Annotated in this window: 10 protein-coding genes; 5 read left to right on the top strand and 5 right to left on the bottom strand. The window is 30.2% G+C overall.

Features of this window, described 5'->3' with window-relative positions:
• The first annotated feature begins 79 nt into the window (after positions 1–79).
• The 4 genes from AB0T67_RS03240 to AB0T67_RS03255 all read left to right on the top strand — a co-directional run bounded on the left by AB0T67_RS03240 (position 80) and on the right by AB0T67_RS03255 (position 11,331).
• Positions 80–544: an Lrp/AsnC family transcriptional regulator gene (locus AB0T67_RS03240; protein ID WP_369219125.1), complete on the top strand. Its 465-nt coding sequence runs from the start codon at positions 80–82 to the stop codon at positions 542–544.
• A gap of 368 nt (positions 545–912) precedes the next feature.
• On the top strand, positions 913–1,788 hold the full coding sequence (locus tag AB0T67_RS03245) for a tail fiber protein (RefSeq protein ID WP_369219126.1): 876 nt from the start codon (positions 913–915) through the stop codon (positions 1,786–1,788).
• Between the two features lie 9 nt (positions 1,789–1,797).
• Positions 1,798–10,428 carry a LamG-like jellyroll fold domain-containing protein gene (locus tag AB0T67_RS03250; RefSeq protein WP_369219127.1) on the top strand — a complete coding sequence of 2,877 codons (8,631 nt, stop codon included), beginning with the start codon at positions 1,798–1,800 and terminating at the stop codon, positions 10,426–10,428.
• Positions 10,429–10,431: 3 nt separating this feature from the next.
• A complete protein-coding gene (locus tag AB0T67_RS03255; protein ID WP_369219128.1) occupies positions 10,432–11,331 on the top strand; it encodes a hypothetical protein in 900 nt (299 codons plus the stop codon).
• 217 nt (positions 11,332–11,548) lie between these two features.
• On the opposite strand, the gene AB0T67_RS03260 is transcribed toward AB0T67_RS03255, so the two are convergent.
• The 5 genes from AB0T67_RS03260 to AB0T67_RS03280 all read right to left on the bottom strand — a co-directional run bounded on the left by AB0T67_RS03260 (position 11,549) and on the right by AB0T67_RS03280 (position 14,346).
• Entirely contained in the window at positions 11,549–12,418 is an 870-nt protein-coding gene (locus AB0T67_RS03260; RefSeq protein WP_369219129.1) for a pirin family protein, read from the bottom strand.
• Between the two features lie 87 nt (positions 12,419–12,505).
• Complete coding sequence (locus tag AB0T67_RS03265; protein ID WP_369219130.1) at positions 12,506–12,943, bottom strand: MarR family winged helix-turn-helix transcriptional regulator; 438 nt, start codon at positions 12,941–12,943, stop codon at positions 12,506–12,508.
• A gap of 88 nt (positions 12,944–13,031) precedes the next feature.
• Positions 13,032–13,562, bottom strand: coding sequence for an NADPH-dependent FMN reductase (locus tag AB0T67_RS03270; RefSeq protein ID WP_369219131.1), 531 nt, complete (start codon positions 13,560–13,562; stop codon positions 13,032–13,034).
• Between the two features lie 18 nt (positions 13,563–13,580).
• On the bottom strand, positions 13,581–13,988 hold the full coding sequence (locus AB0T67_RS03275; RefSeq protein ID WP_369219132.1) for an OsmC family protein: 408 nt from the start codon (positions 13,986–13,988) through the stop codon (positions 13,581–13,583).
• A 7-nt stretch (positions 13,989–13,995) separates the two neighbouring features.
• Positions 13,996–14,346 (bottom strand): DoxX family protein, encoded by a 351-nt coding sequence (locus tag AB0T67_RS03280; RefSeq protein WP_369219133.1) that lies wholly within the window; start codon positions 14,344–14,346, stop codon positions 13,996–13,998.
• A gap of 155 nt (positions 14,347–14,501) precedes the next feature.
• Between AB0T67_RS03280 and AB0T67_RS03285 the strand changes: the two genes are divergently transcribed.
• A complete protein-coding gene (locus tag AB0T67_RS03285) occupies positions 14,502–16,130 on the top strand; it encodes an acyl-CoA carboxylase subunit beta (protein ID WP_369219134.1) in 1,629 nt (542 codons plus the stop codon).
• Positions 16,131–16,142 lie beyond the last annotated feature (12 nt).

The following is a 16,142-nucleotide window of genomic DNA, read 5'->3' on the forward strand; positions in this document are numbered from 1 at the left end:
ATTATACTTTTAAAAATAACTTATAAAGAAAAATATACTTTACTTTTGATTTATAGAACCTTAAACAGAAATATATACTATGCAACAACTAGATGCTATTGATTTACAATTGATAAATGAACTTCAAACAGACGCAAAACAGTCTATAAAACAACTTTCTCAGAAGGTAAATTTATCGATTACGCCAACACATGAACGCATCAAAAAAATTGAATCAAGAGGGATTATCAAAAAATATGTGGCAATTGTTGATGCTGAATTAATCAATAGAAGTTTGATTGTATATTGTCAAATAACACTATTAAAACATCAAGAATCCGATTTTAAAGAATTTGAAAAACACATCAATTCTTTGGATGAAGTTATGGATGTTTCATACATCGCTGGTGGCTATGATTTTTTACTGAAAGTAATTGTGAGAGATATTCAAGAATATGAAAATTTTATATTAAAAAAAATGTCTCAACTTAAGATTATATCCAATATTCAAAGCTCTTTTGTTATTCGACAAATAAAAAACGAGACTAAAATCACAGTAAAATAAAAGATTCTAAGTAATAATTTCATCAAAAAAACACACTATTTTAATTTTGATTTTCCAATTTTAGAGATTGAATATTACATTCTAAATAAAGAAGTAAACGATTATTCACCTCACTACTCAAAACACTGAATTACAATTACTTTAAAAAAATAACTCCTTTTAAAATATATTTTTTTTGGAGTTTTTTTTTTTACAAAACCATTAACAACTCTTTTTATATACATATTAAATAAACTACTTCTTAGTCTTTAATTATTCACTTAAAATATTATTTTATCAATTTTATTTGTAATTATCTTAATTCATACTCGTCAAAAGAATCGATCAAGATTGATTCCCAATTTATAAAACAATTAAAAAACAAAATTATGACGATTAGTAGAATGTTATTAAGTACTCTTTTAATGCTGATTTCAGTATTAAGTTTCGCTCAAGGAATTACAGTGCAAGGAATTGCAAGAGACCCAAATAATAATGCAAGACAAAATGAACCTATAACTATTTCAGCAGAATTAAGTTATTTAAATCCAATATCATCAACTAGTGTTGTAACTTATAGCGAAACAATAACTATTATTACAGATGAGTTTGGCGTATTTTCTACAGTATTAGAAGTTCCTGCTTCTATACAGAGTCTTTTAAGTGCTAATGAACATTACTTAAAAATTTCTGAAGGAACAATGATTATTTCTAACGAATTATTACGTTATGTACCTTATGCTTATTCGGCTTTTAATGGTGTTCCTTCTGGGAGTATAATGCCATATATTGGAGTAACAGCTCCAACTGGTTGGATATTATGTGATGGTAGAAATATACCTATAACAGATGAAACAGTAATACTTAGAGATTTATTAGGTGCAACTGTTACTCCTGACTTAAAAGGTATGTTTTTAAGAGGTACAGGAAGAAGTCCTGTAAATAATGAAAATGGACCAGCTTTAAAGGGTACACAAAATGACAACTTTCAAAGTCATGCACATAACTCAGGAACTTTAAAAACAAATAATACAGGAGCTCATAATCATAACAATGGTGAATATAATAGCCTTCTAAGAGTTAATGGATCTCGTACTTACTCTGGAGGTACAGATAATTCTAGTACAGAACCTGATTTACTAAGTAGTAGAGAATTAAGAGATAACGGAAACCATAGTCATACTATTTCAGGAACAACAACATCTGTTGGAAGTAATGAAACTCGTCCTGTAAATTTTGGTGTAAACTACATTATTAAACTTTAAACAACAACTATGTATATAAAAAAAATAGGACTACTATTCCTTTTTGGTATAGTTTGTTCTTTAAATAGTTTTTCTCAGCAAGAATTGATACGGGCTACTTCCCAGTCAATTTCTTCTCAAGATGGAGCAGGAAACAAATGGACTCTACAAGTAGGATCTCCTTATTTAGGAACAAATTCGACAATTAATAAAAGAATAACAACCCCTTTAGATATAAGGTTTCCATGGGGGGTACAATTTGTACACGAAACATTTTCTCATGCGTCTTTTGATGTTTCAAAAGGTTATTTCCCAGATAAAATAGCTATAAATTGGACTGTAAAAAACAACTTAGAAGATATCGAATATATTGTTGTTTACAGAAGAGAATTAACTAATGTTCAACAAAATTATGTTAAAATAGCAACTTTACCTGCCATAACGACAAATTATGAAGATAAATATGTGCAAGGTGGAACGCTTTATGAATATAGAATTGATGCCGTAGGTCTTCCTGGATTTAGTGGTACTGGTACAGAATTAAGAGACTATATTACAGGAATCGGTTATAGAAACCCAACAGCTATTATTACAGGAAACATTAACTTTGAAGGAGGAAACCCTGTACAAACAGTAATTATTGAGGCAGAACCTAGCAATGGAGATGAAAACACTAAACGATCTGGTATTAATATACCTAAAGAAACTGGTCTTGACATTAACTTTGTTAATAAGCCAATTACAGATAAATATACCTTTCAAACATGGTTAAAACCTAGTGGTGGAACTTTTGATACTTCAGAATATATTGATTTATTTGTATTACAAAATGCGTCTTATTTAGACACACATAAAACGCAAATAAAAGTAAACTTAGAAGATGCAACACCTTATATTGAATTTAATATACAAGGAGCTATTTATAGATTACATAATTATATACCTGCTGGTAGAATTAATGCAAAAGGAGATGAAACATTGCTTCCTATAGCTAATTTTTTAACAGATTTTACGCATGTTACTGTAATCGTAGAAGAAAATACGATTCCTAGATTATTGATTAATGGTACTGAAATTCAACAAGAAGATGTTGAATCATTTAACACTGAATTAAGAAAGGTTACTCCTGATTTTCAAGGACCTGATTATAGTGTTACAATTCCTACTCAAACAACAAGCTTACTTTCTGCTACTGGAACTGTTGAAGAATACAATCATTTTATTGTAGGATCAATAGGTTCTAAATCAATCTATTTAGATGAATTAAGAATCTGGAAATCAACTTTAACAGAAGCTAGAGTTCATGATGATTTTCACAGATATATTAGTGGTGATGATGCTGATTTAATTTCTTATTTTAGATTTGATGAAGGTGTTGGTAGATATGCTTATGATTTATCTCATGAAGGTTTTGAATACAATAAAAACAGGGCTTTTTTAGATGGAGAATTAGCACAAGACATTCCTCATTGGACAAGCGCTGTAAATGATTTACCTAGAAAAAATCAATTAGGTTTCTTAGGTATTACTGATAAAAATGGTAGTTATATTATTTCTGCTATTCCTTATAAGGGAACAGGAGAATCTTATAATATATCGCCAAGACTTGGAGTACATCAATTTGAACCAAATCAACAAATTATATATTTAGGAGAAGATACGCCTGTTGTTAATCAAGTTAATTTTACGGATGTCTCTTCATTTATCTATAGAGGAAAAATTTTATACGATACCAAAGGTGTTTTTAAATCTTTTGTTGAATTAAATAGCCCAGATCCTGCAAATCCTAGTTTTCAAGGATTAACAGACGGAGATCAATATGTTAGTAATTCTAGCCCAGGTCTTTTAGATGAAGGTTATAATTATTATACAAGAGGTCCTCAAAAGTTTTCAAAAGGAGAATATTGGTATAATAATGCGGGTACAACCGATGATGTTAGTGATGATTACTTAGAAAGATATGCAAGAATTGCTTCTGAAGGAGTTAATATTTTAATCGATAATCAAATCGTTTTAGACGAAAACAATACTCCTGTAGTAAGTGATAGTGAAGGTAATTTTGAAATAAGTGTTCCTATTGGAAATCATTATATTTCTGTTGCAAAAACAGGTCATACATTTGAATATAACGGAAGATTTCCTGCAAGCACATCCCAAACATCTGAATTTTTTGAAGATGCTCAGGAACAAGTAATTTTTGTAGATAAAACAAGAGTTGATATTGTAGGTCGAGTTGTTGGTGGTACTGTTGAAGCAGCTAAAACAATTGGTTTTGGTGATCAAGGATCATACGCTATAAATTATGAAGATGAAAACAATATTCAACAACAAGAAATTGTTAGTTCTGTAAATAATATTGGTACTGCTAATTTAACATTAAGCTATGCGCCTCCAGGTGCTTCTGCTACAGGAAATACACAGTTTTCTTTTTCAACAAATGCAGAAACAGGAGAATATCGAGTTAAAGCTTTACCTTTAATGTATACGATTAATTCAATTGGAGGTTTAACAATACCTACAAATTCGGACATATCAATATTAGAAGCCAATGAATCATTAGATTTTTCTTCTAATATAACAATTACCGAAACACCAACTTATACAAGTGCTAATGGTGAAGAAGTAACAGGAGAACCTTATCATTTTGAAAAAAGTTTTGTATATAGAGCTACGCCTGTATTAAGCGCTTTATCTCAAGTAGGTGAAGACATGTTAGATTTGCCTGATGGAACATCTGTAAAAACAGCAGGAACAGGCTATTTATTTTACAATCAATTTGGTTATTATACCATTGAATTGAGTAGATATGAGCCTTATTTTAATTATGACACAAATCCTAATGGTACTGAAATTCAAGTACCTATAAAAGATGGAGAGTTAATAATTACAAATAATCTTGCTTTACAAGGTTCTGAAGAAATCATTATTAATGAAGATGATGAAAGTTTAGTTAGTTATAAATTTAGAGGAGGTTTACCTTCTACAGTAGCTCCTTATACTAAATCATTAAATATGTTTTACAGAATTAATTCTATAGATTATCCTGTACAAAATTATACCAATAAAGCAATTTTACTTGGTGGAGAATCAGATGGAAGTCAAACATTTGTAACAGAAGCTCCAGATGTTCCAGATCTTATTTTAAGAGATCCTCCTGGATCACAAAGTTCTGCAACCATAGCAAGCGGTGAAAGTGTTAGTTTTACCACAACCAATACAATTGCAACCAATACGAATGTCAGTAATGAAACTAAACTTTTATTAGGAATTCGTTTTGCTGCTGGTGGTGGGTTACTTGGTCCTGTTGTTGATACAGAAACAAATAATGATTTTATTGCTGGAATAGGTCTTTCCGTGGCTTCTAATGATGCTACAAGCCTTACTAAAACATATACTTTTAGTCAAGAAATTTCAACAAGTGATGACCCTAGTGATGTGGGTTCTAAAGCCGATTTATACATAGGTCAATCTAAAAATTATTTTTATGGATCTTTTAATAATGTAGGTACCTCAGCAATTGAAGATGCAGCTACTTTAAAATTAACAAACGATGATGGCGTAGAAATTCTTATCAATAAAAAGAAAGCATTGTACTTTACAGAAGAGCCTTCTAATACCTTTTTTGTATATAGCCAAGCTTATATCGTTGATAAATTAATTCCTTCACTTCAAGTGTTTGTTACACAAATTCAACAAGGATTATTAGTTGGTGGAGAAGCGGGTGTTTTATCTGAAGATCAATATATAAGTCAAATTAACCAATGGAAATCGGTTATTCGTGAAAATGAAAAGACAAAGTATGATGCTAAAAATAACCGAGATCAATTAAAAGAGGACACTGAATCATATGTTCAGAATGAAATAAATCAAATAGAAACTGCTTTACTTAGCGGTAGTGATCCTTCTTCTCAAGCTATTTTAAATATTCGTCTTCAAGACTCTCAATCATTATTAAAATTAATTAATTCTAATTTTGAAGAAAACATTTCTTTTGATTCTAGTGCAGGAGCGATTACAAGATCTATTGAAACTTCTTTAGTTAGAAACAAAACAAATTCTATTGAAGTAGATATTGAAGAATCTTTGGCTATTACATTTGGTTTTACGTTTAATAAATTTGGTTTTTTAAATACAACCTCAACAAAGTTTAATCAAACATTAGGAACCGAACTTTCTGAAGAAACAGAAACTACTACTAATATTAGTTATACACTTCAAGATGGTGATGCTAATAACTTGTTTAGTGTAGATGTTGTAAATTCTTTTGACGGAAATGGTCCTGTATTTAGTTTGATTGGAGGAGTTTCTTCTTGTCCTTATGAAGGTGCTGAGAAGAGTTTATTTTATAATAAAGCTTCTTATATTACACCTGATTATGAAAATCCTGATTATGTGGTTGAAAACATCGACTTACTAAACGAAGCATCACGTGAAGAATTAGGATACGCTACACAGCAATTAGAAAAACCAGAAATTACGGTTGAAATTGCCAATGTAAGTAATGTTCCAGAAAGCGAAACTGCACAATTTCAATTAACATTATTAAATTTAAGTGCTTCTGAAACTACTACAAGCTTTGTTTTACAAGTTAATCCTGCTTCAAACCCAAATAATGCGGTCATTAATGTAGACCCTCAAGGGTTAGTTTTTAACGATATTCCTTATAATCAACCTATTGATTATTTACTTACTTTAAATAAATCAGCAGGAGATGTTTATGAATATGAAGACATTATTGTTGAATTTAAAAGTATTTGTGATGGTAGCATTGTTAGTAGCGTTAGTCTTTCTGCTTTTTTCACACCTTCTTGTTCAAGCGTGGCTATAAGTTCACCTGTTAATAATTGGGTTTTTAATATTGATCAAGCATTTAACAATGATAACACATCAAATAGCCTTCCTATTAAATTAGTTGATTATAATATAAACTACGAAAGCTTTGAGAAAATCGACTTACAATATCGATTAATTTCATCTCCAAGTTGGACAAATTTACATACTTACTATACATCTCAAGAATTTTTAGATGCCTCAGGAAGTACTAGTAATGTTTCAGTAATCGATACTCCTGAAATTAATTATAACTGGGATATTGTAGGAACAAACATCAATAATGGTAATTATGAAGTTAGAGCAATTTCTAAGTGTATGAACGGAACCGAATATATTTCGGATGTAATTACTGGTAGAATTGATTTAGATGCACCTGTTGTTTTTGGAACACCAACACCAACCGATGGTATTCTTAGTTATGGTGAAGATATTGTAGTTCGTTTTAACCAACCAATTTTTTACAATCAAGCGGTTAGTTTAATCCAAATTACAGGACAAACAAATCAGCAAGAAATCAACCATGATGTTTCTGTTAACTTTAATGGAGCTAACAATACGGTAAACATTGATAATCCATTATTTCAAACAGGAGATTTTACTTTAGAATTTTGGATAAATAATGCTACTACAGCAGCCAATGCAACTATTTTAAGTCAAGAAAATGGCGTAAATATAGGATTAGAAAATGGTCAAATAAGTTTTGAATTTGCAGGAAGTACTGTTTCAGGAGGTATTATTGAAGATAATTTATTCCATCATTATGCTTTTGTTTATAATTCAGATGAAGGAAGTATTTCAATTCATGAAGACAGTAGTAATATCGCTGTTTTAGGAGTAGCTCAAAACATTCAATATTCATATAGTAATCCCATAATTATTGGAGGGAATACTTTTGTAGGAAACATGCATGATTTAAGAATTTGGTCTAAATCATTAAGTTTAAGCAGTGTTGCTTCAAACTTAAATACCAAATACTTAGGAAATGAGCGTAATTTAATAGGTTTATGGCCTATGGATGAAGGGAATGGTACAATTGCCAATGATGTTGCACGTTTCAAACATGCCGTTGTGAATACCAATTGGGATATTAAACCAAGTGGAACTTCTTATAAATTTGAAAACAACCAATATTTAGCTTGTGACGATGTTAGTCTTGTTCAAATTAATGATCAAATGGATCTTACATTAAGCTTTTGGGTTAAAACAGATCAAAATCAAGAAGCGACATTAATTTCTAACGGACGAGGTGATGACCAAGATGTTGCATCATCAAACGGAACTAGAAACAAGTGGGCAATTAACCTTACTACCGATGGTAACTTAGATTTAATAAACGAAAACAATTCGTACGATTTAACAACCACAAGTATTACCGATGGTGATTGGCATCATGTTGCTGTTTTATTAAACAGACAAGGTAGTTTAAGAACTTATATCGATTCAGATCTTGTAAGTACCAATAACTCTGAAAATATTTCTGCTTTTTATGGAGATAAAATATGGTTAGGAGCTAGAGGTCATAAAGATTTAGCAGGTATTGAAACTACTGACAACCATTTTACAGGGTATTTATCAGAAGTTAGATTATGGAATACTTTAAGAGATACTAAACAAGTTGATAGAGATCGCTTTTTTGAAATCGATTATAATACACCTGGTTTATATTTCTACATGAAAATGAACGAACCTGGTGCATTGGCAAATCCATTGCCTAGTTATTATCATATTGATGTAAATGCGCAGGTATTTAGTTCAAATGCGATTATTAATGCTGGTACTTCTAATTATTCAGAAGATGCACCACCTATTAAACCTACTCGAGATTTAACAAATTTTATTGTAGATTATGTAATTAACGGTGATGAATTGATTATAAAACCCAATGTAACGCATCCTTCTGTTATAGAAAATCAAGTATTAGATATTACGGTTAATAGAATGTTTGATGACGTTAATAACGTGCAACAATCACCCGTAACTTGGACAGCTTATATTGATAAAAATCAATTAAACTGGTCAATTGATGGTCAATCTGAAATTGTTGAAAAAAATATCCCTTTCAATCAAGGTGGTACTTTTGAAATCGAAGTTAGAAATAATGGCGGTACAGAAACACAATTTAACATCAGTAATATTCCTAGTTGGTTATCATTAACAGCTTCTTCAGGAACGATTGCACCTGCAAGTGTTATCACCATTACTGGAACTACAGAACCTGAATTATCTGTTGGAAATTATCAGCACGATATGTATTTAAACAGTGATTACGGTTATGATGAAAAAATTCAATTAAACTTGAATGTAAACTCTGTAGGGCCTCAATGGGAAGTAAATCCTGCTGATTTTGATTATAGCCTTAATATTGTAGGTAAAATTAATATCGATGGAGTATTTGCTGAAAATAATACTGATACTGTTGCTGCATTTGTAAATGGAGAACTTCGAGGTGTATCTTCTTTATTTTATGATGAAGATTACGATGAATACTTTATTTTTCTTACTGTATATTCTAATGTATCAAGTGGTGAAGAGATTAGTTTTAAAGTTTGGGATGCATCAGCAGATGCTACTTATCCTGTTACTATTGATAATCAATTGACAACTTCATTTGTTGATAACCAAATTTCTGGAACTAAACAAGCGCCCCGAATTTTTGAAAATTCAGAAGAATTATATCAATCTATAAATTTAAACAGCGGTTGGACTTGGATGTCATTTTTTGTAAATGATGCTAATTTATCAGATATAAATACATTAACTGCCGATTTAAATTTAGCAACTTCAGACAGAATTTTAAGTAATTCGCCGTCATTATTAGAAACCTACCAACAATACAGCGACCCTAGTTTAAGTGATTGGTCAGGATCTATAAGTAGCACTGCTCAAGGACTGAATACAAATCAGATGTATAAAGTGTATACAAATAACACAAATACATTAAATACCTCAGGAATTAAGGTTGATTTAAACACTTGGTCATTTCCAATACAAGAAAACTGGAACTGGTTACCGTATGTTATTTCTAAAAACGTATCTTTAAATGAAGCATTGGCTAATTTTAAGGCAACGGACGGAGATGTTATTAAATCGCAAAATCAATTTGCTATTTATGATGCATTAAATAACAAATGGTCTGGTAACTTAAATTATCTTGAACAAGGAAAAGGATATATGCTTAAATCATCAACAAGCCAAACCTTTACTTACCCTTCTTATTTAGATGAAACTTTAAGTAAAAGCAGTATTGTTAATAGCGCAAAGAGAAGTAGTTCAATAGTTAAAACTACTACTTTTAATAAATATGCCTCAAACATGAATGCTATTGTAAAGATTCCTACTGATTTTAGTATGCTTAAAATTTACAATTCAAACGGAGAAATTCGAGGTGAATCTAAGGCAATTAATATCGATGGAGAAGACTTACATTTTATTACTATTTTTTCTGATACATCTGAAAAACTTACTTTTTATATTCAAAAAAGTGATGGTTCTAAAGAAGAAATTACTTCTGAATCGATACAGTTTAAAAGTGATGCTGTGTTAGGTACTATTATTGATCCAATAGTAATTGGAACTTTAGATGAGGAAATAATAATTTTCCCAAATACTTTTGATGAAGAAATCAAAATAAATTTCAAAAAACAACAAACAAATGTTGCTATTAAAATTTATTCAACGATAGGTCAGCTTTCTTATCAAAAGAACTATAAAATGGATCAAAATAACAAACTTTTAATTCTTAATGATTTTAATTTATCAAGCGGAAATTATATTATAAAGGTTGTTACAGATTCTAATACTGTAATTAAACATCTAATAAAAAAATAGATAATGAGAAATTTAATAATTATTTGCAGTTTTTTCTTTATCAATTCGTTAATCGCTCAAACTCCTAACTGGAGTTTGAACGAAAACGAATTTGAGCATACAATGTCATTGGTTTCATTTATCAATATTGATGGAACACGTTTATCAAGCGAAAACGACAAAGTTGGTGTTTTTGTAAATGATGAATGTAGAGGTGTTACTAATTTAATTTATGTCGCTTCTCAAAACAAGTATTATGCTTATTTAACGATATTTTCAAATATCGATGGAGAAGAACTTAATTTTAAAGTTTACAATGCCACAGAAGATACCGTTATCGATATTGATAGACCATTAGAATTCGAAATTTTAGCACATTACGGAAACTTACAACAAGCCTATAGTATCGCTCAACCTTCATTATCAACTCAAGTAATGCTAAACAATGTTACTTTTGAAAACAGTGCTGCTTTAAGTTATACTGATACCGATAATAATGTAATTATTGAAATAAAAAACACAGAAGATATCACTTCTCTTACACCTCTTTTTGATGTAAGTTTGGGTACAACTGTTTTTTTTAATGGTAATTTAGTAACTTCAACTAGTGTAATCGATTTTACAAATACTGTTGAATTTATGATTTTTTCTGAAGATCAATCTGAAACAAAAACAATACGTATTCAAGTAACGAAAATTGAAGTTAAAGAACCTCGATTTTTCAGAAAACACGAAGTTTGTGATTTTAAAGGAGTAATAAAAGTTGAATACGCAATACCTGCTACATCTGTTTTACTAAAACAAAACGGAAATCTTTTATATACTTCTAGCATCAGCCAAGGTAAAAGCGTTTTTGAAGGTTTAGATTCGGGAGTTTACCAAGTTGAAGTAGACGGAATTATTAAAACCATAATAATTAACTAAACTAAATATAAAAAATGAAAAAATTAAAAATGATATGTTGTTTAGTACTATTTTTAACTTTAATTTTTGGTTGTAGTCGCCAAGAAAGTTATCAGTGCACTAAAGTTCAAGGAGATTTTGAAGAGGTTTTTTAATTAAAAAACTTTTAAGGATTAAAATAAAAAACTCAGGATTATATACAATCCTGAGTTTTTGCATTTAAAAAAGTTATAAATAATTAATATAAAAAGCCCATTTTTCCTTGCTGATAATCACGCATTGCTTCCATAATTTCGGTTTGTGTATTCATTACATAAGGTCCGTATTGGGCTACTTTCTCTTTAATAGGTTCACCTGATAACACCAATAATGTACTTTCTTTTTTAGCATCAATTTTAATAAAATCACCATCATTATTAAAAGTAACCATTTGAGTTGCTCCTTTTTTTAATGTTGCAATATTATTTATTAAAACTTCACCGTCTAATAAATAAACCAATGATTGATGTGTTTCAGGAATATCAATATCCATAATACCTTCCTTTTTGGCTTTTACAGTAAAAACATTTACAGAAGTTTGTGTGGTTATCAATCCGAATTTATCGGCTTGACTTCCTGCAACAACATTTAATTGAATGGTTTTATCAGTATTTAAAACAACAGGAATACGTTCACTTTTTATATGCTGATAATTAGCGGGCATCATTTTTTTTGATGCGGGTAAATTTAGCCACAATTGAATTCCTTCTAGCTCGCCTCCTTTTTTAACAAATTCTTTTGATGGTGCTTCGGCATGAACAACTCCTCTACCTGCGGTTGTCCATTGTACGTCACCTGCTTTTACTAACATTTCGTTTCCTAAAGAATCTCTATGTAATTGTTCGCCTTTAAACAACAAAGTTATCGGCTCAAAACCACGATGTGGATGAGCTCCTAAATCAAACGGATTATTAAACTCGCTAATTGCGTAAGGTCCGTAATGATGTAATAATAAAAACGGATCTACATTTTCGATACCTTGTATTGGTAAAGGCTGCCTTAATTGGATATCGCCCATATTTACTAACGGACTCCCTACTTTATCCTGTATTGATTTTATTTTTTTCATTGATATATTATTTAATCAAAATATTTTCCATGGAAAATATTTTTGTAAATTTTTTTATTCTAAAATGATACTTAATAAGTTAAATAGTTATCTAATTTTATCTAATAAATCACTTAATTGAGTAGCTTCTTCTTCTGTTAAATTATCTAAAAAACCTAACTTTTTTGAAGTATCAATAGTTGTTAATAATGCTAAACCTTGCTTAGTTATATTAATATAAACAACTCTTCTATCATGTTCACAACGAATACGTTCTATAAATTTTTTATCACATAATTTATCCATTAAACGAGTTGCATTCGGAGCTCGTTCAATCATTCTATCTTTAATAACTTGTACTTTTATCGGTTTACCTGCACCTCTTAAAATTCGTAAAATATTAAATTGCTGTGGCGATATTCCGTAAGGCTTAAAAAAATCATTTTCATTACTACTCAACCAGCTTGCCGTGTATTTTATGTTGATAAGTGCCTTTATTTTATTATTTGGAAATTTAGATTTTATATCTTTAGAAATATCTCCCATATGAACCCAATTATTTTTTATATGATAGCAAAATTACAAAAAACACATTTATACTCCAAGGAATATAAAATCAATAAAAATATTGTAATTACAACGATTTTTTAAACTTAATTACTAATTCTTTTAACTGTGTATTTAAGGCATCATCAATAATAGTTCCTTCTTTAAAATTATCATAAAAACTTGGCAAAGAAAAATCTGCTATAATATTTCCACCCATATGAGGAAATCCATTTTTAGCTATTGATAAAACACTTGCTCCACCTCTACCTCCTGGAGATGCTGCCATTAATAACATCGGAATATTATTCCATACTTTTTGATTAATACGAGACATCCAATCAAACATATTTTTAAATGCTACCGAAAAATTTACGTTATGTTCTGCTAACGATAAAATAATTCCATCAGCACTTTGAACTATATCAAAGAATTTTTGAGCATTCTCTGGAATTCCGTTTTCAGTTTCAGTATCTATACCATAAACAGGAATTGGAAAATCATTTAAATCTAAAACGGTGGTTATTGAATTATCAATTAAATTTGTTGCATAAGTTGCTAATTCTTTATTGATTGATTTTTGACTATTACTTCCTGCAAAAGCGATTATTTTTTTCATATTAATTAGATTTTTATTTTATTGAATATTACTTACTATTTCGGTTGTTCCTTTTACCATTTGAGCAACAGGACATGTTCCTGCAACTTCTAATAATATTTCTTTTTGAGCTTTGGTTATCTCTTTTTCAAAAGATATTTCTTCTATTAATGATGTTTTTATTCCTTCGGATGTTAACCTTATTTGCTGTGTAACGTTAACTGTTATTTCACCAACATCCCAGTTTTTATTTTCGGCGTAGGTTCTTAAAGTTATGGAAACGCAACCACCAATTGCGGTTAATAAATATTCCACAGGCGTTGGTCCATTATTATCTCCTCCTTTTTCAACAGGCTGATCTGTAATTACAAAATGATTTCTCATTTTTGCTTCCGCTACATAATTACGATTACTTAATATTACTTTTGATGATGCTTTACCTGCCATTATTACTTTATATTTTTTTACTATAAATATAAGAAACCACCAATAAAATCAGAGCAATTAATGCCCCCATTTGCTCACCATCTCCAATCATAACGTGTGCAAAAAAAGCAAGTATAAAAGCAAAGAAAAAACCTGCATATACCCATTCTTTAATTGTTTTATTTGCTACAAACCAAATAGTAATAACACCTAATAATTTTGCAACCGCATACGGATAAATAATATAAGTAGGATAACCAAAATTAGTAAACATTTCAGCTACTTCTTGATGATTAAAAAAATACATTCCTGCTGAAAACAATACTAATAATGATAATAAACCAGTAGCTATATAATAAATTATGTATTCTTTTTTCATTTTTATTCGTTTTAAGTTCGATACAAATATACAATAAAAATATTTAATACCCACGGAATATAAACTCATGGGAATTAATTAGTTTTTTTAACAAAATCAACCATAAATTTAAAGGCTTTTTCTTACTTTAGCAATTGCAAATAAATAACGTACCTATGGATATTAACTTCAATAAAAATGAAGATTACAATAAACTTTTAGTAGCTGATTTACGTAAACGTTTTGCCAAAGTTAAATTAGGCGGAGGACAAAAACGTATTGATAAACAACATGAAAAAGGAAAATTATCAGCTCGTGAACGTATCGATTATCTTTTAGATGATAAAACAAAATCTATAGAAATTGGAGCTTTTGCAGGCGATAAAATGTATCAAGAACACGGAGGATGCCCGTCTGGTGGAGTTGTTGTAAAAATGGGATACGTTAGCGGAAAACAATGTATTGTTGTTGCCAACGATGCTACTGTAAAAGCTGGTGCTTGGTTTCCTATTACAGGAAAAAAGAATTTAAGAGCACAAGAAATATCCATAGAAAATAAATTACCTATTATTTATTTGGTAGATTCTGCGGGAGTATATCTTCCTTTACAGGATGAAATTTTTCCTGATAAAGAACACTTCGGACGTATTTTCAGAAATAATGCGATGATGAGCAGTATGGGAATCACACAAATTTCTGCAATTATGGGAAGTTGTGTTGCAGGTGGCGCTTATTTGCCAATTATGAGTGATGAAGCTTTAATTGTTGATAAAACAGCCAGTATTTTTTTAGCTGGAAGTTATTTAGTTAAAGCTGCAATTGGTGAAAGTATTGATAATGAAACTTTAGGTGGAGCAAGCACACATTGTGAAATATCAGGTGTTACCGATTATAAATCTAAAGATGATAAAGATGCTTTAGACACTATTAAAAAATTAATGGATAAAATTGGAGATTCTGATAAAGCTGGCTTCAATAGAAAAAAAGCACTTCCTCCAAAAGAAAACGAAGATGATATTTTCGGGATTCTTCCAAAAGAAAGAAATGCACAATATGATATGTTAGAAATTATCAAACGTTTGGTTGATAATTCTGAATTTGATCAATATAAAGAAGGCTACGGAAAAACAATTTTAACAGGCTACGCACGCATGGACGGTTGGGCTGTTGGTATTGTTGCTAATCAACGAAAATTAGTGAAAACAGCCAAAGGCGAAATGCAATTTGGTGGTGTAATTTATAATGATTCTGCTGATAAAGCAACCCGTTTTATTGCTAATTGTAATCAGAAAAAAATTCCTTTAGTTTTTTTACAAGATGTTACTGGTTTTATGGTTGGTTCAAAATCGGAACACGGTGGAATTATAAAAGATGGCGCAAAAATGGTGAATGCGGTAAGTAATTCTGTCGTTCCAAAATTTACGATTATTATTGGTAATTCGTACGGAGCAGGAAATTACGCCATGTGTGGAAAAGCCTACGACCCTCGATTAATTGCTGCTTGGCCAAGTGCCGAACTTGCAGTTATGAGTGGAAATTCTGCTGCAAAAGTTTTATTACAGATAGAAAAAGCTTCGTTAAAAAAACGTGGTGAAGAAATTACTCCAGAAAAAGAAGCCGAATTATTCGACAAAATAAAATCACGTTACGATGACCAAGTTTCACCATATTATGCTGCTGCAAGAATTTGGACAGATGGAGTTATTAATCCGTTAGATACCAGAACTTGGATTTCTATGGGAATTGAAGCTGCAAACAATGCTCCTATTGAAAAGAAATTTAACTTAGGAATTATTCAAGTATAATCTATAAAAAAC

It is taken from the genome of Tenacibaculum salmonis, from assembly GCF_041053065.1.
Classification (GTDB): Bacteria; Bacteroidota; Bacteroidia; order Flavobacteriales; family Flavobacteriaceae; genus Polaribacter; species Polaribacter pacificus_A.

What these genes read in the sequence shown, in the direction of transcription:
- AB0T67_RS03240 (WP_369219125.1), top strand. Translation starts at nt 80, where the DNA reads ATGCAACAACTAGATGCTATTGATTTACAATTGATAAATGAACTTCAA.
- AB0T67_RS03245 (WP_369219126.1), top strand. Translation starts at nt 913, where the DNA reads ATGACGATTAGTAGAATGTTATTAAGTACTCTTTTAATGCTGATTTCA.
- AB0T67_RS03250 (WP_369219127.1), top strand. Translation starts at nt 1,798, where the DNA reads ATGTATATAAAAAAAATAGGACTACTATTCCTTTTTGGTATAGTTTGT.
- AB0T67_RS03255 (WP_369219128.1), top strand. Translation starts at nt 10,432, where the DNA reads ATGAGAAATTTAATAATTATTTGCAGTTTTTTCTTTATCAATTCGTTA.
- AB0T67_RS03260 (WP_369219129.1), bottom strand. Translation starts at nt 12,418, where the DNA reads ATGAAAAAAATAAAATCAATACAGGATAAAGTAGGGAGTCCGTTAGTA.
- AB0T67_RS03265 (WP_369219130.1), bottom strand. Translation starts at nt 12,943, where the DNA reads ATGGGAGATATTTCTAAAGATATAAAATCTAAATTTCCAAATAATAAA.
- AB0T67_RS03270 (WP_369219131.1), bottom strand. Translation starts at nt 13,562, where the DNA reads ATGAAAAAAATAATCGCTTTTGCAGGAAGTAATAGTCAAAAATCAATC.
- AB0T67_RS03275 (WP_369219132.1), bottom strand. Translation starts at nt 13,988, where the DNA reads ATGGCAGGTAAAGCATCATCAAAAGTAATATTAAGTAATCGTAATTAT.
- AB0T67_RS03280 (WP_369219133.1), bottom strand. Translation starts at nt 14,346, where the DNA reads ATGAAAAAAGAATACATAATTTATTATATAGCTACTGGTTTATTATCA.
- AB0T67_RS03285 (WP_369219134.1), top strand. Translation starts at nt 14,502, where the DNA reads ATGGATATTAACTTCAATAAAAATGAAGATTACAATAAACTTTTAGTA.